A 21,341-nucleotide genomic window follows, 5' to 3' on the forward strand; every position below is an offset into this window, starting at 1 on the left:
GTTACGTGCCAGTAACGATTGTTGAGAAGTGGAGGACTTCAGGAGGCCCGGTGGCTGTTGCGTGGAGCGGCGGGCGCGGGCAGCGGGCTCTGTGCCGCCCGTGTCACGTCCTCCACCAGTTCGACGACGTCCGGGCCATAAGCCTGCGAGTTGATCACCTTCAGCAGCAGCACGAAGGAATCGCCGTGCTTGCGGGCCAGCCGCTCGTGGTTGCGGGCGAGGTAGCGGGTGGCGGCCTGGTTGGTGATGGCCCGCTGACCGCAGAAGAGGAACACGGGACGCGCGTCGCGGCGGTCGCCGGCGGTGAGCCGTGCCAGCAGGACGTACTCCGTGATGCCCGGATCGAGGCGGTAGCGCTCGTCGCCGATCTGGAAGGCGCCCCGGTCCGGCCCTGGTTCGGCGTCGATGTTGACGCGCACGCCGGGCAGCATGGCCGCCATGTGCGCCATCATGCGCCGGTTGGACCCCGGGCCGCCGACGCAGAACTCGGTACGCTCACCGAAGCCCTGATGGGCCGAGTCCTGGGTGACCACGTGGAGGTGCGCCCCGCAGCTCTTGATCAGGGCGGAGAGTTCCAGGAGCGCGTACACGTCGAAGCGGTGCACCGCCGGCTCGGTGGCGGCCGGGTCACGGTTGACGACCAGGAGCGACTCGGAGTTCTCGGGCAGCCCGAAGAAGGCCTGCTTGCGCCGGAGTTTCCGCTTCCACAGAAACGTACGGGCGAGCCAGCCCAGCGCGGCGCTGATCCCCGCCGCGACCACACCCAGAACGATGTTGCGCACGTCGTCATTCATGGGCGCGCATGCTAGCGGGCCCGACGCACCGGTGTTCGACGCGTGCCTGACGCGACCAGGGCCATGAATTAAGCTGCGCGGACGGCTTTTGACTGGAGGTGCGGATGCGTCGCCCTGTCGCACGGAATCTGGCGGTCCTGGCGGTTTCGGCCGCCGTGGTGGTGTCGGTGGGGGCGTCCGCGCCACCCGCCGCGCAGAGCGACGGGGGTGAGAAAACCCCACTGGCCGTCGGATACGGCGGCGCTGTCTCCAGCGTCGACCCTGACGCTTCGGCCGCCGGGATCGAGGTCCTGCGCAAGGGCGGCAACGCCGTCGACGCGGCCGTCGCCACGGCCGCCGCGCTCGGTGTCACCGAGCCCTACTCCGCCGGCATCGGCGGGGGCGGCTACTTCGTCTACTACGACGCCAAGTCCCGCAAGGTGCGCACCATCGACGGCCGCGAGACCGCTCCGCTGTCCGCCGACAAGAATCTGTTCACCGAGAACGGCAAGCCCATCCCGTTCGCCGAGGCCGTCAGCAGCGGCCTGAGCGTCGGCACGCCCGGCACGCCCGCCACCTGGCAGACGGCACTGGACCAGTGGGGCAGCAAGCGGCTCGCGAGCGTCCTGAAGCCGGCCGAGCGGCTGGCGCGCGACGGTTTCAGGGTCGACGAGACCTTCCGTTCGCAGACGGCGTCCAACGAGACCCGCTTCCGCTACTTCCCGGACACCGCCGAGCTGTTCCTGCCCGGCGGGCGGCTCCCGGTCGTAGGCTCCACCTTCAAGAACCCCGACCTCGCCCGCACCTACGCGGAACTGGGGAGCAAGGGCGTCGGCGCGCTCTACCGAGGCGGCCTGGGCCGGGAGATCGTCGACACGGTCGACAAGCCGCCCGTAGACCCGGCCTCCGGCTGGAACGCCCGCCCCGGCGACCTGTCCGTCAGGGACCTGGCCGCCTACCGCACCAAGCTCCAGGCACCCACCAGGACCTCGTACCGGGGCCTCGGCGTCTACTCCATGGCGCCGTCGTCCTCCGGCGGCACGACGGTCGGCGAGGCGCTCAACATCCTGGAGCGGACCGACCTGTCGAAGGCGAGCAAGGCGAAGTACCTGCACCGCTTCATCGAGGCGAGCCGGATCGCGTTCGCCGACCGGGGGCGGTGGGTGGGCGACCCCGCGTTCGAGGACGTGCCGACGAAGGAGCTGCTGTCGCAGCGGTTCGCGGACTCGCGCGAGTGCCTGATCAAGGACGACGCGGTGCTCACGAGTCCGGTGGCGCCGGGGGACCCGCGCAACCCGGCGCGCTGCGGCTCCGGCGGCAAGGCCGCTCCGACGACGTATGAGGGTGACAGCACCACGCATCTGACGGTGGCCGACAAGTGGGGCAACGTCGTCGCCTACACGCTCACCATCGAGCAGACCGGCGGCAGCGGGATCACCGTGCCGGGGCGGGGGTTCATCCTCAACAACGAGCTGACGGACTTCTCCTTCACGCCGGCGAACCCCGCCGTGCACGACCCGAACCTGCCCGGGCCGGGGAAGCGGCCCCGGTCGTCGATCTCGCCGACGATCGTGCTCGACCGGCACGACAAGCCGGTGGTGGCGCTGGGGTCGCCGGGTGGGGCGACGATCATCACGACCGTTCTGCAGACGCTGACCGGGTTCGTCGACCGGGGGTTGCCGTTGGTCGACGCGATCGCCGCGCCTCGGGCCAGTCAGCGGAATGCCGCGCAGACCGAGCTGGAGCCGGGGCTGTACGGCAACGCCGAGTTGCGGAAGCAGCTTGAGGCGATCGGGCACTCGTTCAAGGCCAATCCGGAGATCGGTGCGGCTACGGCTGTGCAGCGGCTGCCGGACGGGAAGTGGCTGGCAGCCGCTGAGAAGGTACGGCGGGGTGGGGGGTCGGCGATGGTGGTGCGGCCTTCGCGTTGAGTGCCGGGTGCGGGTGCGTGGGGGCTGGTCGCGCAGTTCCCCGCGCCCCTTTCAGGGCGTTGCTGAACCCTGCGTCTTGAAGGCCAAGTGGCCGTCCTCCACGTCCACCGTCACCCGGCCGTTCTCCTCCACCCTGCCATCCAGCAACAGCCGGGACAGCTCGTTGTCCACCTCGCGCTGGATCGTGCGGCGCAGCGGGCGGGCGCCGTACTCCGGCTGGTAGCCGTGGTCGGCCAGCCATTCCACCGCCCGGTCGGTGAAGGTCACCGTGATGCCCTTGTCCTGGACGAGGGAACGGGTGCGGTCCAGCAGGAGGTTGGTGATCCGGCGCAGCTGTTCCGTGGTGAGCTGGCGGAAGACGACGATCTCGTCGATGCGGTTGAGGAACTCGGGGCGGAAGTGCTCGCGCAGCGGGCGCAGGATCTGCTCGCGCCGGGCCTCCTCGTCCGCGTCGTCGCCGCCCGGCGCGAAGCCCATCGTGGCGCCGCGGCGGGTGATCGCCTCGGAGCCGAGGTTGCTGGTCATCACGATGACGGTGTTGGTGAAGTCCACCGTGCGGCCCTGGGAGTCGGTCAGCCGGCCGTCGTCGAGGACCTGGAGCAGGATGTTGAAGACGTCCGGGTGCGCCTTCTCCACCTCGTCGAGAAGAAGGAGGGAGTACGGGTGGCGGCGGACGACCTCGGTGAGCTGGCCGGCCTCCTCGTGGCCGACATAGCCGGGCGGGGCGCCGACCAGGCGGCTGACGGTGTGCCGCTCCTGGTACTCGCTCATGTCGAGGCGGACCATGCGGTCCTCGCTGCCGAACAGCGCCTCGGCGAGCGCCCGGGCCAGTTCGGTCTTGCCGACCCCGGTCGGGCCGAGGAAGAGGAAGCTGCCGATCGGCCGGTCGGGGCTGGCCAGGCCGGCCCGGGAGCGCAGCACGGCGTCGGAGACGACCCGTACGGCCTCGTCCTGGCCGACCACCCGCTGGTGCAGATGCTCCTCCAGGCCGAGCAGCCGGTCCTTCTCCTCCTGGGTGAGGCTGCTCACCGGGATGCCGGTCTGGCGTGACACCACCTCGGCGATCGACTCGGCCTCGACGACGAGGTCCTGGCCCTCGTCGATCTCGCTCTCGCCGCCGGCCTGGGCGATCCGCTGCTTCACGTCCACGATCCGGTCGCGCAACTGGGTGGCCTGCTCGTACTGCTCGTCCGCGACCGCCTGATCCTTGTCCAGGGTCAGTTGCTCCAGCTCCCGCTCCAGGGCCCGTACGTCCGTGCCCTTGGTCCGGGCCCGCAGCCGCACCCGGGCACCGGCCTGGTCGATGAGGTCGATGGCCTTGTCCGGCAGGCGGCGGTCGGTGAGATAGCGGTCCGACAGCTCCACGGCCGCCACCAGCGCCTCGTCGGTGTAGCGGACCTGGTGGTGGGCCTCGTAGCGGTCCCGCAGGCCACGCAGGATCTCGATCGTGTCCGCGGCGGTCGGCTCCGGGACCATGATCGGCTGGAAGCGGCGGGCCAGCGCGGCGTCCTTCTCGATCCGGCGGTACTCCTCCAGCGTGGTGGCGCCGACGATGTGCAGCTCGCCGCGGGCGAGGGCCGGTTTGAGGATGTTGCCGGCGTCCAGCGAACTGCCGTCGCCGCCACCGGAACCGGCGCCCACGACCGTGTGCAGCTCGTCGATGAAGATGATCAACTGCTCCGAGTGGGACCGGATCTCACTGACGATGTTGTTCATCCGCTCCTCGAAGTCACCCCGGTAGCGGGTGCCCGCGACGACGCCCGTCAGGTCCAGGGCGACCACGCGGCGCCCGATCAGTATGTCGGGCACGTCCCCCTCGGAGACGCGCTGCGCCAGCCCCTCCACGACGGCGGTCTTGCCGACCCCCGCGTCACCGATCAGCACCGGGTTGTTCTTGCCGCGGCGGGAGAGGACCTCGACGGTCTGCTCGATCTCCTCGTCCCGGCCGATCACCGGGTCGATACGCCCCTGCCGGGCCAGTTCGGTGAGGTCGCGGCCGTACTTGTCCAGGGTCGGCGTGTTCGTCGGGCGCGGCCGCTCGGCCTGCGGGACCTCCGGTGCCTCGGGCGGGGCGGAGGGCGCGAAGCGGGCCGCGTTCAGGATGTGCCCGGCGGCCGAGTCGGGGTTCGAGGCCAGGGCGCTGAGCACGTGCTCCGGGCCGATGTAGCCGTAGCCGCGGGCCCGGGCCATGTCGTGCGCGTCCAGCAGCGCCCGCTTGGCGGCCGGGGTGAGGGACAGCGCGGTCGGCGGCGGCGCGTCCTCGGGGCCGTGCTGGGCCGGGCCCGACCGGTCGTCGATCTGCGACGCCAGCGAGTCGGGATTGGCTCCGGCCTTGCTGAGCAGGGTCCGGGTGGGCTCGGTGGCGAGCGCCGCCCGCAGCAGATGCTCCGTGTCGAGGTCCCGGCTGCCGTGCTCGGCGGCGTACTGCGCGGCACCGCGCACGAGCTCCCGGGCCGGCTGGCTGAGCAGCCGCCCGAGGTCGATCTGCCGGGGGCCCGGACGCGGTCCGCCGAAGAAGCGTGCGAGGAATTCTCCGAAGGGATCCGAGCCGTAGCCCTCCGGGCTGGTGAAGCCGCTGCTCATGGGCCTTCCGTTCCCGGCGTCCCCGGCGCCCGGGCGGGGGACACCCTCGCTGGTCGACGTGCCGGGGCCGGGTAACCCGGGTGGCAGCCGGTTACACCTGGGGCGCGCTCGTAGAACACCTTCGCACGATCGTGGTCGGCGAGCACCTTTGGGGCGTTTCAGGAGGATTCGGGGTATCGGGCACGCGGGTGGCGTGGTTCAGCGTGCCGTCAGGATCCTCGGTCCGGAATCCGTGATCGCCACCGTGTGCTCCGCGTGGGCCGCGCGGGAGCCGTCGTTCGTCTTCAGGGTCCAGCCGTCGGGTGCCGCGTGGTAGGCGTCCGTGCCGCCCCCGATGACCATGGGCTCGATCGCCAGCACCATGCCGTGCCGCAGGCGCATGCCCCGTCCCGGCCGGCCCTCGTTCGGCACCCCGGGGTCCTCGTGCATGCGGCGGCCGATGCCGTGGCCGCCGAAGCCGTCCGGGATGCCGTAACCGGCGCCGCGGCACACCGTGCCGATCGCGTGGGCGATGTCGCCGACGCGGTTGCCCACGACGGCCGCCTCGATGCCCGCGGCGAGGGCCCGCTCGGCGGTCTCGACCAGGCGCGGATCGCCCTTGCGCGGGGTGCCGACGATGAAACTGAGGGCCGAGTCGCCGACCCAGCCGCCCAGTTCGGCGCCGAAGTCCAGGGACACGAGGTCACCGTCGCGCAGGCGGTAGGGGCCCGGGACGCCGTGCACGATCGCGTCGTTGACCGAGGCGCACAGGACGGCGGGGAACGGGGTCGGCGCGAAGGACGGACGGTACCCCAGGAACGGCGAGGTCGCGCCCGCCTCGCGCAGCACGTCGTGCGCCACCTCGTCCAGTTCCAGCAGGGAGACGCCCACGTGGGCGGCCTGGCGCGCTGCCGTCAGGGCGCGGGCGACGACCTGGCCCGCCTCGTACATGGCATCGATCGATGTGTCGGTCTTGAGTTCCACCATGCCAATTACTATACCGGTATTAGAATGGGGGGCATGGTGCGCACCCCTCTCACCCCCGAAGAGCGCGAACGCGGCGAACGGCTGGGCCGGCTGCTGCGTGAGGCGCGTGGCGACCGGAGCATGACGGAGATCGCCGCGAACGCGGGCATCTCCGCCGAGACCCTCCGGAAGATCGAGACCGGACGGGCCCCCACCCCGGCCTTCTTCACGGTGGCCGCGCTGGCCGGCGTGCTCGGGCTGTCCATGGACGAAGTGGCGCAGCGGTGCGCGCCTGCACCGGTCTGACGTCCTGGCACTGAGGCGCCCGCGTCGCGCGCGAAAACTCCCCGTAGCACTCCCGTAACACGACTGGTGTTGCCTACTGGGCGGAGCGCTCCGGTCTGGCGGGAGTTGAGCGATGGCAGCGGATCAACTCCCGGGCAGGGTCCGGGAGTTCGCGAACTACCTGGACGGTCTGCTGGCGCGCCTGGATGCGTCCGGCGGCTGGTGCGCCGTGTTCTGGCAGCGCGACCCGGAGGGCATGCGGGCCTGCCTCGACGGGCAGGAGGTGCCGCCCTGGGACGTGGTGGAGGCGCTGCTGCAGGACCTCGCCGGGCAGTACGGTCCCGGCGGCGTGGGCCCGGAGACAGAGCACGCCCGGTCCCTTCATGCCGCCGCGCTCGCCGCGTACGACGCCCGGCCGGGGGGCCGCGACGCCCTCGGGGACCGGCTGGACGTCATGCTCCGCGAGCAGAAGTACGCCGCCGAACGCCAGGCGGACCTGGCCCGCCTCCTCGCCTCGGCCCTCACCCGCGAACAGGCCGACACCCTCCGCCTCGACCTTGCCTGGGCCCAGGACGACCACGAACGCGCGACGGCGCGCTGCGCGGAGTTGCGCGACCGGATGTCCCGCCTGGACGACCACGACCGCGGCGCCGCCGCCTTCTTCGAGGGGCGGGGTGCGGCGGCCGGGCCGGGGGGCGTCCCGGGTGCGAGGAGTGAGGGGACGCCGGGGGTCTTCGGCAGCGGGGTAGGGGCCTGGGCCGGGGGCGGTGGAGTTGCTTCGGGGCGATCCGAGGGTGTGCGTGGTGGGGAAGCCACCGGGGATGCCGGGAGCGTGCGGGGCGGGGAGGCGCCAGGGGCTGCCGGGGGTGCGCGTGGTGGGCCGGAGCCAGGGGCGTCTGCGGCGGTGTCCGGCGGCGGGGCGCCGACGGATGCTCCGCGTGGCGGCGCCGGCCCGAGCAGGCGGGCTGATGTGTTCGGTGGCGCGAGGTCGGTGGCAGGCGGACCGGGGTTCGGGGCTGGTGCGGTCGGGGGCGGATCCTGGGCGTCCGGCGGCGGTGCGGCTGAGGATGGCGGCGCGCTCGGGGGTGCTGGGGGCGCGGGTGATGTCCGCGCGTACGGCGCAGGACCGAGCGGGTCGGCGGATGTGTTCGGTGGCGCGAGGCCGGCGGCAGGCGGAGCGGAGTTCGGGGCTGGTGCGGTCGGGGGCGGATCCCGGGCGGCCGAGGGTGGTGGTGACGCGGCCGAGGGCGGTGTCCGTGGGTACGGCGACGGAAGGGCGGCTGCCGGGGCTCAGAGTGCCCCGGGCGGTCCGTACGGCCCCGGGGCGCCCGCCGCGCCGTGGCACTCCGCCCAGCAGCAGACGCCGTCCGGCACGGCCGGTCGGCACGACACCCGGCACGCGGACGCCGGCCCGGAGCCGGAGCGGGACGCCCGGAAGCATCCGGCGGGCGGGGCCGTTCCCGCCCCGGTTCCGGCCTCCGAGCCCCCGGCCCCGCAACCGCTCACGCCCAAGCAGCGCAAACGCCGGCGCGGCGGTGCCCGGTTCGCCGGGATGGACGAGGAGGAGGCCGCGCCCGTCGTCGTGCCGCCCGCGGCCGTACCGACGCTGCCCGAGCCCGCCCCCGTGACCGGCCGCACCCGGGGCGGCGCGCGGTTCGCCGGGGCCGCCGAAGAAGGCGAGGCTCAGCACGCCGTGGAGCCGCAGGGTGCGGCAGGCGGCGCGGCGGACCGGACGGAGGTCGCGAGGACCGTCGAGACACTGGCACGGCTGCGTGCCGAGGGGCGCAGCGGGGAGGCGCATGTGCTGCTGGTCGAGCTGACCTCCTCGGCCCCCGCCCGGTTCCCGCTGCTCGCGGGCGAGCTGGAGCGGGCCGGTCTGGGCGCGGACTGGCAGACCCTGCTGTGGGAGGCCGCCTCGCTGCCCGCGGGGCGGCTGGTCGCAGCGGCGGACGCGCTGAGCGCGGCAGGGCGCGTGGGCGACGGGCAGCAGATCCTGCGGCAGGGCGTCGCCCGGCCCCCGGCCGAGGTCGGTGCGGCCGTCCTCGGGCTGGCCGCCGAGGGCCGTCACCGCGAGGTGCGCGCGCTGCTCGACGCGTACGTCAGAGCCCGCACCCCCGAGGAGGCCGCTCGTAGCGCCGAGCCTGATCCGCGGCGCCTCGTACCGCTTCTGCTGGCAGCCGCGCAGGGTGTGTCGGACGAGCGTCGCTGGGATCTCGTGCACGCGCTCCGGGTCGCCGGATTCCCCGCCTGACCGGCGCCGCCGTGCCCAGCGCGACTCACCCACAGGAGTGCGAATCGCGCTCCGGCCAGCGGGTTGGGGACGATGGTCTTGGCAAGCCCGAGCCGGAGGCTTACGTTCGTGGCTCTACGGCCCGTTTCTACGGGCGTAGAGACGCAGACGTCGCGTCGAAGGAGCAGCTCATGGCCAACGTCGTACGTGCCGCTCTGGTCCAGGCCACCTGGACCGGCGACACCGAGTCCATGGTGGCGAAACACGAGGAGCACGCCCGCGAGGCGGCCCGCCGGGGCGCGCAGATCATCGGCTTCCAGGAAGTCTTCAACAGCCCCTACTTCTGTCAGGTCCAGGAGCCCGAGCACTACCGCTGGGCCGAGCCCGTCCCGGACGGCCCGACCGTCCAGCGCATGCGGGCGCTCGCACGCGAGACCGGCATGGTGATCGTCGTGCCGGTGTTCGAGGTCGAGCAGTCCGGCTTCTACTACAACACGGCGGCCGTGATCGACTCCGACGGCAGCTACCTCGGCAAGTACCGCAAGCACCACATCCCGCAGGTCAAGGGCTTCTGGGAGAAGTACTACTTCAAACCCGGCAACCTCGGCTGGCCCGTCTTCGACACCGCCGTCGGCAAGGTCGGCGTCTACATCTGCTACGACCGCCACTTCCCGGAGGGCTGGCGCGAGCTCGGCCTGAGGGGCGCCCAGCTGGTCTACAACCCCTCCGCCACCCACCGGGGCCTGTCGTCCCACCTGTGGCGGCTGGAGCAGCCCGCCGCGGCCGTCGCCAACGAGTACTTCGTCGCCGCGATCAACCGCGTGGGCCAGGAGGAGTACGGGGACAACGACTTCTACGGGACGTCGTACTTCGTCGACCCGCGCGGACAGTTCGTCGGCGACGTCGCCAGCGACAGCAAGGAGGAGCTCCTCGTCCGCGACCTGGACCTCGGCCTCGTCGAGGACGTGCGGCAGCAGTGGGCCTTCTACCGCGACCGCCGCCCCGACGCCTACGAAGGGCTGGTGCGACCGTGACCGACGACCTGCTGGGCCGCCACCGGACCGTGCTCCCCGACTGGCTCGCCCTCTACTACGAGGAGCCCATCGAGATCACCCACGGCGAGGGCCGCCACGTCTGGGACGCCCAGGGCAACCGGTACCTCGACTTCTTCGGCGGCATCCTCACCACGATGACCGCCCACGCGCTGCCCGAGATCACCAAGGCGGTGAGCGAGCAGTCCGCGCGGATCATCCACTCCTCGACCCTGTACCTCAACCGGCAGATGATCGAACTCGCCGAGCGCATCGCCCAGTTGAGCGGCATCCCGGACGCCCGGGTCTTCTTCACCACGTCCGGTACCGAGGCCAACGACACCGCCCTGCTGCTGGCCACCACGTACCGGCGCAGCAACACGGTCCTGGCGATGCGCAACAGCTACCACGGCCGCTCCTTCAGCTCGGTCGGCATCACCGGCAACAGCGGCTGGTCCCCGACCTCGCTGTCCCCGCTGCAGACGCTCTACGTGCACGGCGGTGTGCGCACCCGCGGCCCCTACGCGGCCCTGAGCGACGCCGAGTTCATCGCGGCCTGCGTCGAGGACCTGGAGGACCTGCTCGGCCACACCCGCCCGCCGGCCGCGCTGATCGCCGAGCCCATCCAGGGCGTCGGCGGCTTCACCTCACCGCCGGACGGGCTGTACGCCGCCTTCCGCGAGGTGCTGAACGAGCGCGGCATCCTGTGGATCGCCGACGAGGTGCAGACCGGCTGGGGCCGCACCGGCGAGCACTTCTGGGGCTGGCAGGCCCACGGGCGCAACGGACCGCCGGACATCATGACCTTCGCCAAGGGCATCGGCAACGGCATGTCCATCGGCGGAGTCGTCGCCCGCTCCGAGATCATGAACTGCCTGGACTCCAACAGCATCTCCACGTTCGGCGGCACCCAGATCACCATGGCGGCGGGCCTCGCCAACCTCAACTACCTCGTGGAACACGACCTCCAGGGCAACGCGCGGCGCGTCGGCGGCCTGCTCATCGAGCGGTTGCGGTCCGCCGCCGCGCAGGTGCCCGCCGTACGGGAGGTCCGCGGGCGCGGCCTGATGATCGGCATCGAGGTGACCAAGCCCGGCACCGACGAGGCCGATCCGCAGGCCGCCACGGCCGTCCTGGAGGCAGCCCGCGAGGGCGGCCTGCTGCTCGGCAAGGGCGGTGGCCACAACACCAGCTGTCTGCGGGTCGCCCCGCCGCTGTCCCTCAACGTCGCGGAGGCCGAGGAGGGCGCCGAGATCCTCGAGAACGCTCTGAGGAGCATCCGATAGCAGCGCACCGAGGCAATTGACGCAAGGGAAGTCGCCATGGCCACCACCCCGGACACCTGGGAACCCGCCCTGTCGGTCCGGCAGGTCCTCACTCTGGAGCGGGTGCTCGCCGGGGAGCCCGAGGTGGTGGCCGGGGCGAGGCACCTGGACCGGCCGGTGCGCTGGGTGCACGTCGCCGAGGCCGCCGACGTCGGTGTGATGCTCAGCGGCGGCGAGATGGTCCTCACCACCGGCGTGCTGCTCGCCGGTGACGAGGACAAGCAGGCCGAGTACGTCCGGTCGCTGCACCGCGCGGAGGCCGCCGCCGTCGTCCTCGGACTCGGCCGCGCCTTCCCCGCCGCGCCGGACGTGATGCGCCGGGCGGCCGAGCGGTGCGGTCTGCCGATGGTCGTCCTGCACCGGCCCTTCCCCTTCGCCGATCTCACCGAGGAGGTCCAGTCACGGCTCGTGCGGCGCAAGTTCGCCGCCGTCAGCCTCTCCGAGGCCGTCCGCACCGAACTCACCGCCCTCATCACCGCGGGCGCCCCGCTGCAACGCCTGCTCGACGAGGTCGCCCGGCACAGCGCCTGCCCGGTCGTCGTCACCAACCTCGCCCACCGTGTCCTCGGCACGGCGGGGGAGCGGCCCGCGGTCGACGACGTCCTGCGCGACTGGGAACGCATCGCCCGCCAGGCCGGTGGCACCGAGGGCGACGGCTGGATCCGGGCCGAACTGGGCGGGCGCGGGGAGCGCTGGGGCCGCATCGTGCTGTGCGGCTACCGGGGCGACACCGCGACCGGGCGGCTGCTGGCCGACCGCGCGGCCGAGGCCCTCGTCCTGCACCGCATGCTCGGCGGCACGGCGGCCTGCTCGTGGGAGGAGCAGTCGGCGCAGAGCCTGCTCACCGACCTGGTCAGCGGTGTCGTACCGGCACGGCAATTGCTGCCCCGGGCCCGCGCGGCCGGACTGCCCGTCAACCGGCGGACCTTCGTGCCGCTGGTCGTCCGCGACGGCGACACCGGCCGCCTCGACCGGCTGCTGCGGCTGCTGGGCCTGCCCGGCCTGGTCGCCGAACTCGCCGACGGCGCCACCGCCGTACTGCTCAGCCTCGCCCGCGACCAGGACGCGGGCGCCCTCGCCGCCCACTTCGCGACCAGGCTGCGGACCGAGCCGGGGTCGGAGGCCCGCACGATCGTCGCCGCCGCCGACCCCCGGGCCGTCTGGGACGACGTACCCGCGGGACTGCGCGAGGCCCAGCACGTGGCGGACGCGGTCGCCGACTCCACGGCGGCCCTCGACCTCCCGCCGGTCGTCCGTCTGAAGGACGTCCACCTGCGCGGTCTGATCCGTCTCCTGCGGGACGATCCGCAGGTGCAGTCCTTCGCGGAGCGGGAGCTGGACGGGCTGCTGTGCGAGAGCGACGAGGACCTGCTGTCCGTCCTGCGCACCTACCTCGCCACCGGCCGCAACAAGTCCCGCACGGCCCAGCTCCACCACGTCTCCCGCCCGGCGCTCTACCGCCGCCTGGAAGCCATACAGGTCCGCCTCGGGGTGGACCTCGACGACTTCGAGCAGGCCGCCTCCGTGCACATCGCGCTCCTCGCGCACGACGCGCAACAGCAGTGAAACCTGTGACCACCTGGGAAAACGGCGGTGAAACATGGACCCACGGCAGCGTGACACGGTGACACGCCGCACGCCCCCAGACGTGACACGGTGCAACTCAAAGACCACTTCGCGACTTCCTAGGCTCACGGCACACCGAGCGACCGGAGGTCCCGATGAGCAGAGTGATCCGTGCCGCCGTCTTCCAGACCGCCTGGACGGGCGACAAGGAGTCGATGATCCAGGTCCACGAGCAGGCGGCCCGCGACGCGGCCGCGCAGGGTGCTCAGGTCCTGTGCTTCCAGGAGCTGTTCTACGGACCGTACTTCTGCCAGGTCCAGGACCCGGCCTTCTACGAGTACGCCGAGCAGATCCCCGAGGGCCCCATCGTCCGGCGCTTCCAGGCCCTCGCGAAGGAACTGGGCATCGTCCTGGTCCTGCCGATGTACGAGGAGGAGCAGCCCGGCGTCCTCTACAACACCGCGGCCGTGATCGACGCGGACGGCTCCTACCTCGGCAAGTACCGCAAGACCCACATCCCCCAGGTGCGCGGCTTCTGGGAGAAGTTCTACTTCCGCCCCGGCAACAGCGGCTGGCCCGTCTTCGACACGGCCGTGGGCAAGGTCGGCGTCTACATCTGCTACGACCGCCACTTCCCGGAGGGCTGGCGGGCACTCGGCCTCGCGGGCGCCGAGATCGTCTTCAACCCCTCCGCCACCTCGCGCGGCCTGTCGGCCTACCTCTGGCAGCTGGAACAGCCGGCCGCGGCCGTGGCCAACGAGTACTTCGTCGGCGCGATCAACCGGGTCGGAGTCGAGGAGTACGGCGACAACGACTTCTACGGCACCTCGTACTTCGTCGACCCGGAGGCCCAGTTCGTCGGCGAGGTCGCGAGCGACAAGGAGCCCGAACTGGTCGTCCGCGACCTGGACATGGCCAAACTCCGCGAGGTCCGCGACCGCTGGCAGTTCTACCGGGACCGGGCACCGGGGGCGTACGGGCCTCTGACAGCACCGTAAGGAACCCAGGGGCGCGGGGAACTGCGCGACCAGCCACACACAACCGTCACGTTCAAACGGCGAGGAGCGACAGAGCATGAGCACCCGAACCGTCATCCGAGGCGGCCTCGTCATCACCGCCTCCGACGAACTACACGCCGACGTCCTGATCGAGGACGGTCGAATCGCCGCCCTCGCAGCCTCCAACACCCCCGCCGCGGAGGCCTTCACCGCAGACCGGGTCATCGACGCCACCGGAAAGTACGTCATCCCCGGCGGCGTCGACGCCCACACCCACATGGAGCTGCCCTTCGGCGGCACCTTCGCCTCCGACACCTTCGAGACCGGCACCCGCGCCGCCGCCTGGGGCGGCACGACGACGATCGTCGACTTCGCCGTGCAGAGCGTCGGGCACAGCCTCCGCGAGGGCCTGGACGCCTGGCACGCCAAGGCCGACGGCAACTGCGCCATCGACTACGGCTTCCACATGATCGTCTCCGACGTCAACGAGCACACGCTCAAGGAGATGGACCACCTGGTCGAGGAGGGCGTCACCTCCTTCAAGCAGTTCATGGCCTACCCGGGCGTCTTCTACAGCGACGACGGCCAGATCCTGCGCGCCATGCAGCGCTCCGCCGACAACGGCGGCCTGATCATGATGCACGCCGAGAACGGCATCGCGATCGACGTCCTGGTCGAACAGGCGCTGGCCCGCGGCGAGACCGACCCGCGCCACCACGGCGAGGTCCGCAAGGCCCTGCTGGAGGCCGAGGCCACCCACCGCGCCATCAAGCTCGCGCAGGTGGCCGGCGCGCCCCTGTACGTCGTGCACGTCTCGGCGACGGAGGCGGTCGCCGAGCTGGCCCGGGCCCGGGACGAGGGGCTGCCCGTCTTCGGCGAGACGTGCCCGCAGTACCTGTTCCTGTCCACGGACAACCTCGCCGAGCCGGACTTCGAGGGCGCCAAGTACGTGTGCAGCACACCGCTCAGGCCCCGGGAGCACCAGGCGGCACTGTGGCGGGGCCTGCGCACGAACGACCTCCAGGTCGTCTCGACCGACCACTGCCCGTTCTGCTTCGTGGGCCAGAAGGAACTCGGCCGCGGCGACTTCTCCAAGATCCCCAACGGCCTTCCGGGCGTCGAGAACCGTATGGACCTGCTCCACCAGGCGGTGCTCGACGGGCACATCTCCCGCCGCCGCTGGATCGAGATCGCCTGCGCCTCCCCGGCCCGGATGTTCGGCATGTACCCGAAGAAGGGCACCATCGCGCCGGGCGCCGACGCCGACGTCGTCATCTACGACCCGCACGCCGAGCAGGTCATGTCGGCCGAGACGCACCACATGAACGTCGACTACTCGGCGTACGAGGGCAAACGCACCACCGGCCGGGTCGAGACGGTCCTCTCGCGCGGCGAACTCGTCATCACCGAGCGGGAGTACACCGGACACGCCGGGCACGGCGTCTTCACCCCGCGTTCCACCTGTCAGTACCTCAACTAGGGAGTGGAGCGGATGGACTTCGGACTCGTCCTGCAGACCGACCCGCCGGCCTCGCGGGTGATCAGCCTGATGAAACGCGCGGAACGCAACGGCTTCTCGTACGGCTGGACCTTCGACTCCGCCGTGCTGTGGCAGGAGCCGTTCGTGATCTACAGCCAGATCCTGGCCAACACGACCAAGCTGAAGGTCGGGCCGATGGTGACCAACCCGGGCACCCGCACCTGGGAGGTCACCGCCTCCACCTTCGCCACCCTCAACGACATGTTCGGCAACCGCACGGTCTGCGGCATCGGCCGCGGCGACTCCGCGATGCGGGTGGCCGGCCGCAAGCCCAACACCCTGGCCCGGATCAGCGAGGCCATGAAGGTCATCCGGGCCCTGGGCAGCGGAGGGGAGGCCGACCTCGGCGGCGGCACCGTCGTCCGCTTCCCCTGGATCAAGCCGGGCGCCGAACTGCCCGTGTGGATGGCCGCGTACGGCCCCAAGGCCCTGAAGATGACCGGCGAGGAGGCGGACGGGTTCATCCTCCAGCTCGCCGACCTGTATCTCACCGAGTACATGGTCAAGGCCGTGAAGGACGCGGCCGTCGCCGCCGGCCGGGACCCCGACGCGGTGACCATCTGCGTGGCCGCCCCGGCCTATGTCACCGAGGACGACTCACCCGAGGCGCTCGCCCACGCGCGCGAGCAGTGCCGGTGGTTCGGCGGCATGGTCGGCAACCACGTCGCCGACCTGGTCTCCAAGTACGGCGAGCACTCCTCCCAGGTGCCCGACGAACTCACCGACTACATCAAGGCCCGCCAGGGCTACGACTACTCCCACCACGGGCGCAGCGGAAACCCCGACACCCAGTTCGTGCCCGACGAGATCGTCGACCGGTTCTGCCTGATCGGCCCGCCCGAGCGGCACATCGAGAAGCTGAACGCGCTGCGCGCCCTCGGCGTGGACCAGTTCGCCGTCTACGACATGCACGACGCGCAGGAGGCCGTGATCGACGCGTACGGGACGCGGGTCATCCCGGCCGTCAACTCCTGACGCCCCCGCCCGGCACCACCTCTCCTCGAACTCCCCCTTCCCGGCGGCCCGGGAAGGGGGCCCCGGACGCTCCCGAGCGCACCCCCCATCGGCGTCACCCGCATGGCCTTTCCCGTCCCACCTCCCCTGATTGGCCTGGCACATGACCGATACCGCTCCCACGGCACCACCGCCGACCTCCCAAGTCACCCTCGCCGACGGCCGGGTGGAGATCGCCCCGGGCGCCCCCGCACCGACCGGTCCCTACGCCAACGAGGACCTGCTGCCGGTCCCCGTCGAGAAGCGCACCTGGACCACGTACAACTTCTCCGCGCTGTGGGTCGGCATGGCCCACAACACGGCCTCCTGGACCCTGGCCTCCGGGCTCATAGCCGTCGGCATGGACTGGAAGCAGGCGGTGCTCACCATCGCCCTGGCCAACGTCATCGTGCTGATACCGATGCTGCTCACCGGGCACGCCGGACCGAAGTACGGCATCCCCTTCCCGGTCTTCGCCCGTGCCTCCTTCGGCATCCGCGGGGCCAACCTGCCCGCCGTCGTCAGGGCGTTGGTGGCGTGCGGCTGGTTCGGCATCCAGACCTGGATCGGCGGCGAGGCCATCTACTTCCTCGCCGGCAAGCTCATCGGCACCGGCTGGACGGACGCCGCGAAGGTCGGCGGCTACGCCTGGACCATGTGGCTGTCGTTCGCGATCTTCTGGGCGCTGCAGGTCGTCATCATCTACCGGGGCATGGAGACGATCCGCCGCTTCGAGAACTGGGCGGCGCCCTTCGTGCTCGTCGGCGCGTTCGTGATGCTGTGGTGGATGAGCGACAAGGCGGGCGGCTTCGGCCCGCTCTTCGACCAGCCCTCCAAGCTCGGCTGGGGCGCCGACTTCTGGAAGCTGTTCGCGCCCGCCCTGATGGGCATGATCGGCTTCTGGTCCACGCTGTCGCTGAACATCCCCGACTTCACCCGCTACGGCAAGAGCCAGAAGGCACAGACCCGGGGCCAGGCGCTCGGTCTGCCCACGACCATGACGCTCTTCGCCTTCCTGTCCGTGATGGTCACCTCGGGCTCGCAGGCCGTCTACGGCGAGGCGATCTGGGACCCGGTCAAGCTCGCGGCCAAGACGGACAGCACGGTGGGCCTGCTCTTCGCGCTGGTCACCGTCCTGGTGGCGACGCTCTCCGTCAACGTCGCGGCCAACCTGGTCTCACCGGCCTTCGACTTCTCCAACATCGCGCCCCGCAGGATCAGTTTCCGGGCCGGCGCCCTCGCCACCTGCGTCCTCGGTGTGCTGATCTTCCCGTGGAAGCTGTACTCCGACCCGCAGGGCTACATCTTCACCTGGCTCGGCCTGGTCGGCGGACTGCTCGGCACCGTCGCGGGCATCCTCATCGCCGACTACTGGATCCTGCGCCGCGCCCGGCTGGACCTGGCCGACCTGTACCGCACGGGCGGCCGCTACTGGTACGAGGGCGGCTGGAACTGGCGGGCCGTCGTCGCCTTCGTGGTCGGGGGCGTCCTCGCCGTCGGCGGCGCGAGCTTCAAGCCGCTGATCGACGGCCGCCCGATCCCGGCGCTGGCCGAGCTGGCCGACTACGGCTGGGCGGTGGGCCTGGGCACGTCGATGGTGCTGTACCTGGCGCTGATGGCGTTGCGGGGCCGGCATCGCGGCACGGTCTGACCCGGGTGGGTGCGCTGGAGGGCGATCAGCCCTTGCCGCCCTCGGCCTCCAGCGCGGCCACCGCCTCCTTGGCGGCCTTGATGGCGCCCTTGTTGATCGTGTCCGTACTGGGCGCCTTCTTCGACTCGAAGTCACTGCCGTTGTACGTGATGGTCACCAGCGCGTTGGAGGCGCTGACGAACACCTGGCCCTCGCGGGTCTCCTGCTTGTCCTCGGTGGTGAGGTTGACGATGGAGTACGCGCTGTCGCCGAGGCCCGGGACGGCGCCGCCGCCGCTCTTCTCCTCGGTGCGTTTCCTGTAGGCCTTCTGCGCGGCCTCGTCCGACTCCAGCACCTCGTAGGACACGTCGAGCCAGCGGTAGTCGTAGCCGTCGAGGGCGTTCCAGGAGCAGGTGCGGCGCAGGTCCGAGTCCGTGGACGGGATCTCCTTCCCGGCCGTCTTGGCGCCCGGCACCAGCGACTCGACCGTCTTCTTGGCGACGCTCTCGCAGGGCGCGGGCGCGGCCGAGTACGCCTTGGACACCGTCTCCGTCGACGGGCCGGACGCGGACTGGGTCTCGGTCTTCTCCTCGGCCGAGGTGTGCTCGGTGTCCTGCGGCGCGGCGAGCGGACCGGAGGACAGAGCCCAGCCCATGGTCGCGAGCACGACCACCGGGGACAGGCGTGCGGTCAGGGCCAGGGGCAGAGGTAGGGAACGCACGGCGCCCTTCTGTGGGGGACGGACGGTGCGGAGCGGGCCCGCACGGCGGACGGGACGCCAGTGTCACACGGCTGCCTGCGGGGCGGAAGCGCGGCCTGGAACTCAGGGCGTCGGCAATACCGTTCGCGGTGATGCGGTCGCGCTGCGCAGCCTTGATCCATGCCTTCTCCATCCATCTGGGGTAATTCGCGACATGTCCCAAGTCCCCGCTGTTCGCCAGGACATAGCCGCCCTCTTATGACCAGGGCAGGACCAGCGCGCCCCAGGCGACGACGGGCCCGACGGCGACGATGCCGCCGGTGTAGCCGATGACCTGGCGGTAGAAGCGGCGGGAGTCCACCCCGCGGGCGTTGCTGAGGACGAGCGCGCCGTTGGTGGAGAAGGGCGAGGTGTCGACGATCGTCGTGGAGACGGCGAGCGCGGCGATCAGTCCGGCGGCGCTGAGGTGGCTGGAGAGCAGCAGCGGCACGGCGATGGGGATGATCGCGGTGAGGATCGCGGTGGAGGAGGCGAAGGCGGAGGTGATGGCCACGGTGAAGCACAGCAGCAGGGCGACGGCGACCGGTGCGCCCAGGCCCGCCGCGTGTTCGGAGATGCTCTCGATGATGCCGGCCTTCTCCAGCATGGCGATGTAGGTCATCATGCCCGCGACCAGCAGCAGGGTGGCCCAGCTGACGCCGTCCACGGCCTTCTCCTGTCGCTTCATGTCCACCAGGGCCAGCAGGGCACCGGCCGCCAGGGCCAGGAAGCCGATCTCCAGATGGAAGCCGAGAGCACCGACGACGAGGGCGACCAGGCAGGCGAGGGTGAGCCACTGGCGCCAGTCGGGCCTGCCGGACACGGAGACGTCCTCGTCCCCGGACGCCTCCTCGGAACCCTCGGCCAGTGGGGCGGGGCGCTTGGCGAGCAGTGCGTAGGTGAGGGCCGAGAGCACCAGGTTGATCAGGAAGCTGGCGCTGAACAGCGTCACCGCGGAGACCTGCAGTTCGGTCTTGTCGACCAGGCCGAGGACCAGCGCGCCGGAGACGGCGAGCGGGGAGAACGCGCCCGCGTGTCCGCCGCTGATCACCATCATGCCGACGACCAGCGGGTTGAGCTTGTAGCGGTAGGCGAAGTTCATGCCGATCGGCGCGAGGATCGCGACCGCCGCGGGAGTGAAGGTGCCGAACGCCGTCAGCAGTGCGGCCACCAGGAACAGCACCCAGGGGATGAGCGCGACCTTGCCGCGTACCAGCCGTACCCCGGCCGCGACGAGCCAGTCGATGGTGCCGTTGCGGCGGGCGACGGAGAACAGGTAGGTGACCCCGACGATGGTGACGAAGAGCTTCGCTGGGAACCCCTCGAAGATCTCGTCCTCGGTGAGGCCGAGCGAGGCGGTGCCGACGGCGAAGGTGGCGACGAAGGCGAGGATGCCCAGGTTGATCGGCAGTACCGTGCCGACCACGAACATCACCAGCAGCGCGCCTATGGAGATCACTTCAGCAGACATCTTTGTCCTTGGTGCGAGGGGGAGGGGCGCGCCCGGAGGGCGCGAGGGTATACCGGTGCGGCCGGCTGGGGGACCGGCTGACCGAGGTGATGTCCGTCCCGGTTCAGGCGGCCTGCGTGCGGCCTGTTTCCGGGACGTAGATGCGGGCGTCGGCGAGCAGCCGTGCCGCGCGCTGCACGGTGACCCGTTGCGGCAGGCCGTCCCGTATGTCGGTGCAGCGGACCGAGACGATGCCGGCGGGTGTGCCGAGACGCAGCCATTCGTCGGTCGGACCACCCGCGGCCCGGCAGATCACGGAGTCCTCGACGAGTCCGGCCGCGGCGACGGCGACGGCGGAGGTCAGGCCGATCGCGGGGTGCGGGGCGTTCATGCTGAGCATGCGCACCGAGATGTCGTACTCCTCGGCCGCGATCTCGTCCCCGAGGGTGGTGGTGTACGGCACGGGCGGACCCACCAGGCCCACCTTGGGCACCGCGTCGCCCGGTTCCGTGCCGGGCTCGAGCAGCCCCATCAGCGGCGCGGCGGCATGACGCACGGTGCGCAGCCAGGGCACGTCCGCGCTGATCCGTTCCGGGGGCTCGGCGCCGGTACGGCCCGCTCCGAGGGCGTCGACGAGGACGACCGGGGCCCCGGCGTCCACCATGCTCACCCGTACCGGCTCGCCGGCGGTGACCCGCAGGTCCTGCGCCGCCTGACCGGTGGGAAGCAGTAAACCGGTGGTGCCGCCGGCCGGATCGCGGAAGGTGAGACCGACGGCGACCCCGCCGGCCCGGGTGCCGGGTATCGTCTGACGGCCGAAGTGGCGCACCACGCCTCCGGTGGTGTCCACGAGTCCTTCCAGGACCGAGCCGGTGTTGGTGTTGCGCATCACCACGCGCGTCTGATCGCCGGTGATCGCCACCATGCCCTTCGCGACCGCGTACAGCGCGACCCCCGTGGCGCAGTTGCCGCAGTTGCTCGTCCACTCGACCGAGCCCGTGCCGACACCGACCTGGGCGAAGAGGTAGTCCACGTCCACGCCGGGTTCGGGGGAGGCGCTGACGACGGCCGCCTTCGAGGTGGTGGGGGTCGCCCCGCCCACGCCGTCCAGTTCCCCGGGATCGCCGGCGCCGTACGCGGAGACCAGCAGCTTCTCCAGTTCGTCACGACCGGCGGGGACGTCGACCTGGTTGAACAGCCAGCACTTGCTGGTGCCGCCACGCACCAGGGTCGCGGGAGTGTGCACGTCTGAGCACTTCCTTGATCACGGGAGGGAGGGAAAGGCCGAAGCGGTGGTCACGGGCGCATTACGGGCCGGTGAA

At 71.4% G+C, this 21,341-nt stretch carries 16 protein-coding genes; 10 read left to right on the forward strand and 6 right to left on the reverse strand.

The genetic code is table 11. From position 1 onward, the window contains the following. Nucleotides 1-38 precede the first annotated feature (38 nt). Entirely contained in the window at nt 39-794 is a 756-nt protein-coding gene (locus tag ACFZBT_RS03770) for a hypothetical protein (protein WP_391097975.1), read from the reverse strand. Nucleotides 795-898: 104 nt separating this feature from the next. Between ACFZBT_RS03770 and ggt the strand changes: the two genes are divergently transcribed. Beyond that, nucleotides 899-2,704, forward strand: a complete 1,806-nt coding sequence (gene ggt / locus ACFZBT_RS03775) for a gamma-glutamyltransferase (RefSeq protein WP_391097976.1) — start codon at nt 899-901, stop codon at nt 2,702-2,704. Between the two features lie 51 nt (nt 2,705-2,755). On the opposite strand, the gene ACFZBT_RS03780 is transcribed toward ggt, so the two are convergent. Next, on the reverse strand, nt 2,756-5,287 hold the full coding sequence (locus tag ACFZBT_RS03780; protein ID WP_391097977.1) for an AAA family ATPase: 2,532 nt from the start codon (nt 5,285-5,287) through the stop codon (nt 2,756-2,758). Nucleotides 5,288-5,485: 198 nt separating this feature from the next. Then, nucleotides 5,486-6,253, reverse strand: coding sequence for a type I methionyl aminopeptidase (gene map, locus ACFZBT_RS03785; RefSeq protein WP_391097978.1), 768 nt, complete (start codon nt 6,251-6,253; stop codon nt 5,486-5,488). A 33-nt stretch (nt 6,254-6,286) separates the two neighbouring features. Here map and ACFZBT_RS03790 point away from each other — a divergent pair, with 33 nt between their 5' ends. From ACFZBT_RS03790 to ACFZBT_RS03830, 9 genes are all read left to right on the forward strand, one after another. Further along, nucleotides 6,287-6,538 (forward strand): helix-turn-helix domain-containing protein, encoded by a 252-nt coding sequence (locus ACFZBT_RS03790; RefSeq protein ID WP_382831931.1) that lies wholly within the window; start codon nt 6,287-6,289, stop codon nt 6,536-6,538. 112 nt (nt 6,539-6,650) lie between these two features. Continuing rightward, nucleotides 6,651-8,768, forward strand: coding sequence for a hypothetical protein (locus ACFZBT_RS03795; protein WP_391097980.1), 2,118 nt, complete (start codon nt 6,651-6,653; stop codon nt 8,766-8,768). Nucleotides 8,769-8,938: 170 nt separating this feature from the next. Continuing rightward, nucleotides 8,939-9,781, forward strand: coding sequence for a nitrilase-related carbon-nitrogen hydrolase (locus ACFZBT_RS03800; RefSeq protein ID WP_391097982.1), 843 nt, complete (start codon nt 8,939-8,941; stop codon nt 9,779-9,781). After that, the gene (locus ACFZBT_RS03805) at nt 9,778-11,064 is read left to right on the forward strand and encodes an aminotransferase class III-fold pyridoxal phosphate-dependent enzyme (protein WP_391097983.1); all 1,287 of its coding nucleotides are present in this window, start codon (nt 9,778-9,780) and stop codon (nt 11,062-11,064) included. Before ACFZBT_RS03800 ends, ACFZBT_RS03805 begins: the two co-directional genes overlap by 4 nt. Before the next feature lie 36 nt (nt 11,065-11,100). Next, nucleotides 11,101-12,669: a PucR family transcriptional regulator ligand-binding domain-containing protein gene (locus tag ACFZBT_RS03810; protein WP_391097985.1), complete on the forward strand. Its 1,569-nt coding sequence runs from the start codon at nt 11,101-11,103 to the stop codon at nt 12,667-12,669. A 155-nt stretch (nt 12,670-12,824) separates the two neighbouring features. Continuing rightward, nucleotides 12,825-13,667 (forward strand): nitrilase-related carbon-nitrogen hydrolase, encoded by an 843-nt coding sequence (locus tag ACFZBT_RS03815; protein ID WP_391097987.1) that lies wholly within the window; start codon nt 12,825-12,827, stop codon nt 13,665-13,667. Between the two features lie 76 nt (nt 13,668-13,743). Continuing rightward, a complete protein-coding gene (hydA, locus tag ACFZBT_RS03820) occupies nt 13,744-15,147 on the forward strand; it encodes a dihydropyrimidinase (protein ID WP_391097988.1) in 1,404 nt (467 codons plus the stop codon). A 12-nt stretch (nt 15,148-15,159) separates the two neighbouring features. Next, on the forward strand, nt 15,160-16,182 hold the full coding sequence (locus ACFZBT_RS03825; protein WP_391097989.1) for a TIGR03842 family LLM class F420-dependent oxidoreductase: 1,023 nt from the start codon (nt 15,160-15,162) through the stop codon (nt 16,180-16,182). 142 nt (nt 16,183-16,324) lie between these two features. Next, nucleotides 16,325-17,851, forward strand: coding sequence for an NCS1 family nucleobase:cation symporter (locus tag ACFZBT_RS03830; protein ID WP_391097991.1), 1,527 nt, complete (start codon nt 16,325-16,327; stop codon nt 17,849-17,851). Between the two features lie 25 nt (nt 17,852-17,876). On the opposite strand, the gene ACFZBT_RS03835 is transcribed toward ACFZBT_RS03830, so the two are convergent. The 3 genes from ACFZBT_RS03835 to ACFZBT_RS03845 form a co-directional block, all read right to left on the reverse strand. After that, nucleotides 17,877-18,551: a hypothetical protein gene (locus ACFZBT_RS03835; RefSeq protein WP_391097992.1), complete on the reverse strand. Its 675-nt coding sequence runs from the start codon at nt 18,549-18,551 to the stop codon at nt 17,877-17,879. A gap of 235 nt (nt 18,552-18,786) precedes the next feature. Continuing rightward, complete coding sequence (locus ACFZBT_RS03840) at nt 18,787-20,040, reverse strand: SLC13 family permease (RefSeq protein ID WP_391097994.1); 1,254 nt, start codon at nt 20,038-20,040, stop codon at nt 18,787-18,789. 103 nt (nt 20,041-20,143) lie between these two features. Further along, on the reverse strand, nt 20,144-21,265 hold the full coding sequence (locus ACFZBT_RS03845) for a PrpF domain-containing protein (protein WP_391097995.1): 1,122 nt from the start codon (nt 21,263-21,265) through the stop codon (nt 20,144-20,146). Between the last annotated feature and the right edge of the window lie 76 nt (nt 21,266-21,341).

Source organism: Streptomyces sp. NPDC008137, assembly GCF_042957035.1.
Classification (GTDB): domain Bacteria; phylum Actinomycetota; class Actinomycetes; order Streptomycetales; family Streptomycetaceae; genus Streptomyces.

Excerpts from the sequence above, each read along its gene's own strand:
- ACFZBT_RS03830 (WP_391097991.1), top strand. The coding sequence starts at position 16,325 with ATGACCGATACCGCTCCCACGGCACCACCGCCGACCTCCCAAGTCACC.
- ACFZBT_RS03800 (WP_391097982.1), top strand. The coding sequence starts at position 8,939 with ATGGCCAACGTCGTACGTGCCGCTCTGGTCCAGGCCACCTGGACCGGC.
- ACFZBT_RS03840 (WP_391097994.1), bottom strand. The coding sequence starts at position 20,040 with ATGTCTGCTGAAGTGATCTCCATAGGCGCGCTGCTGGTGATGTTCGTG.
- ACFZBT_RS03815 (WP_391097987.1), top strand. The coding sequence starts at position 12,825 with ATGAGCAGAGTGATCCGTGCCGCCGTCTTCCAGACCGCCTGGACGGGC.
- ACFZBT_RS03810 (WP_391097985.1), top strand. The coding sequence starts at position 11,101 with ATGGCCACCACCCCGGACACCTGGGAACCCGCCCTGTCGGTCCGGCAG.
- ACFZBT_RS03790 (WP_382831931.1), top strand. The coding sequence starts at position 6,287 with ATGGTGCGCACCCCTCTCACCCCCGAAGAGCGCGAACGCGGCGAACGG.
- ACFZBT_RS03780 (WP_391097977.1), bottom strand. The coding sequence starts at position 5,287 with ATGAGCAGCGGCTTCACCAGCCCGGAGGGCTACGGCTCGGATCCCTTC.
- hydA (WP_391097988.1), top strand. The coding sequence starts at position 13,744 with ATGAGCACCCGAACCGTCATCCGAGGCGGCCTCGTCATCACCGCCTCC.
- ACFZBT_RS03795 (WP_391097980.1), top strand. The coding sequence starts at position 6,651 with ATGGCAGCGGATCAACTCCCGGGCAGGGTCCGGGAGTTCGCGAACTAC.
- map (WP_391097978.1), bottom strand. The coding sequence starts at position 6,253 with ATGGTGGAACTCAAGACCGACACATCGATCGATGCCATGTACGAGGCG.
- ACFZBT_RS03825 (WP_391097989.1), top strand. The coding sequence starts at position 15,160 with ATGGACTTCGGACTCGTCCTGCAGACCGACCCGCCGGCCTCGCGGGTG.
- ACFZBT_RS03770 (WP_391097975.1), bottom strand. The coding sequence starts at position 794 with ATGAATGACGACGTGCGCAACATCGTTCTGGGTGTGGTCGCGGCGGGG.
- ggt (WP_391097976.1), top strand. The coding sequence starts at position 899 with ATGCGTCGCCCTGTCGCACGGAATCTGGCGGTCCTGGCGGTTTCGGCC.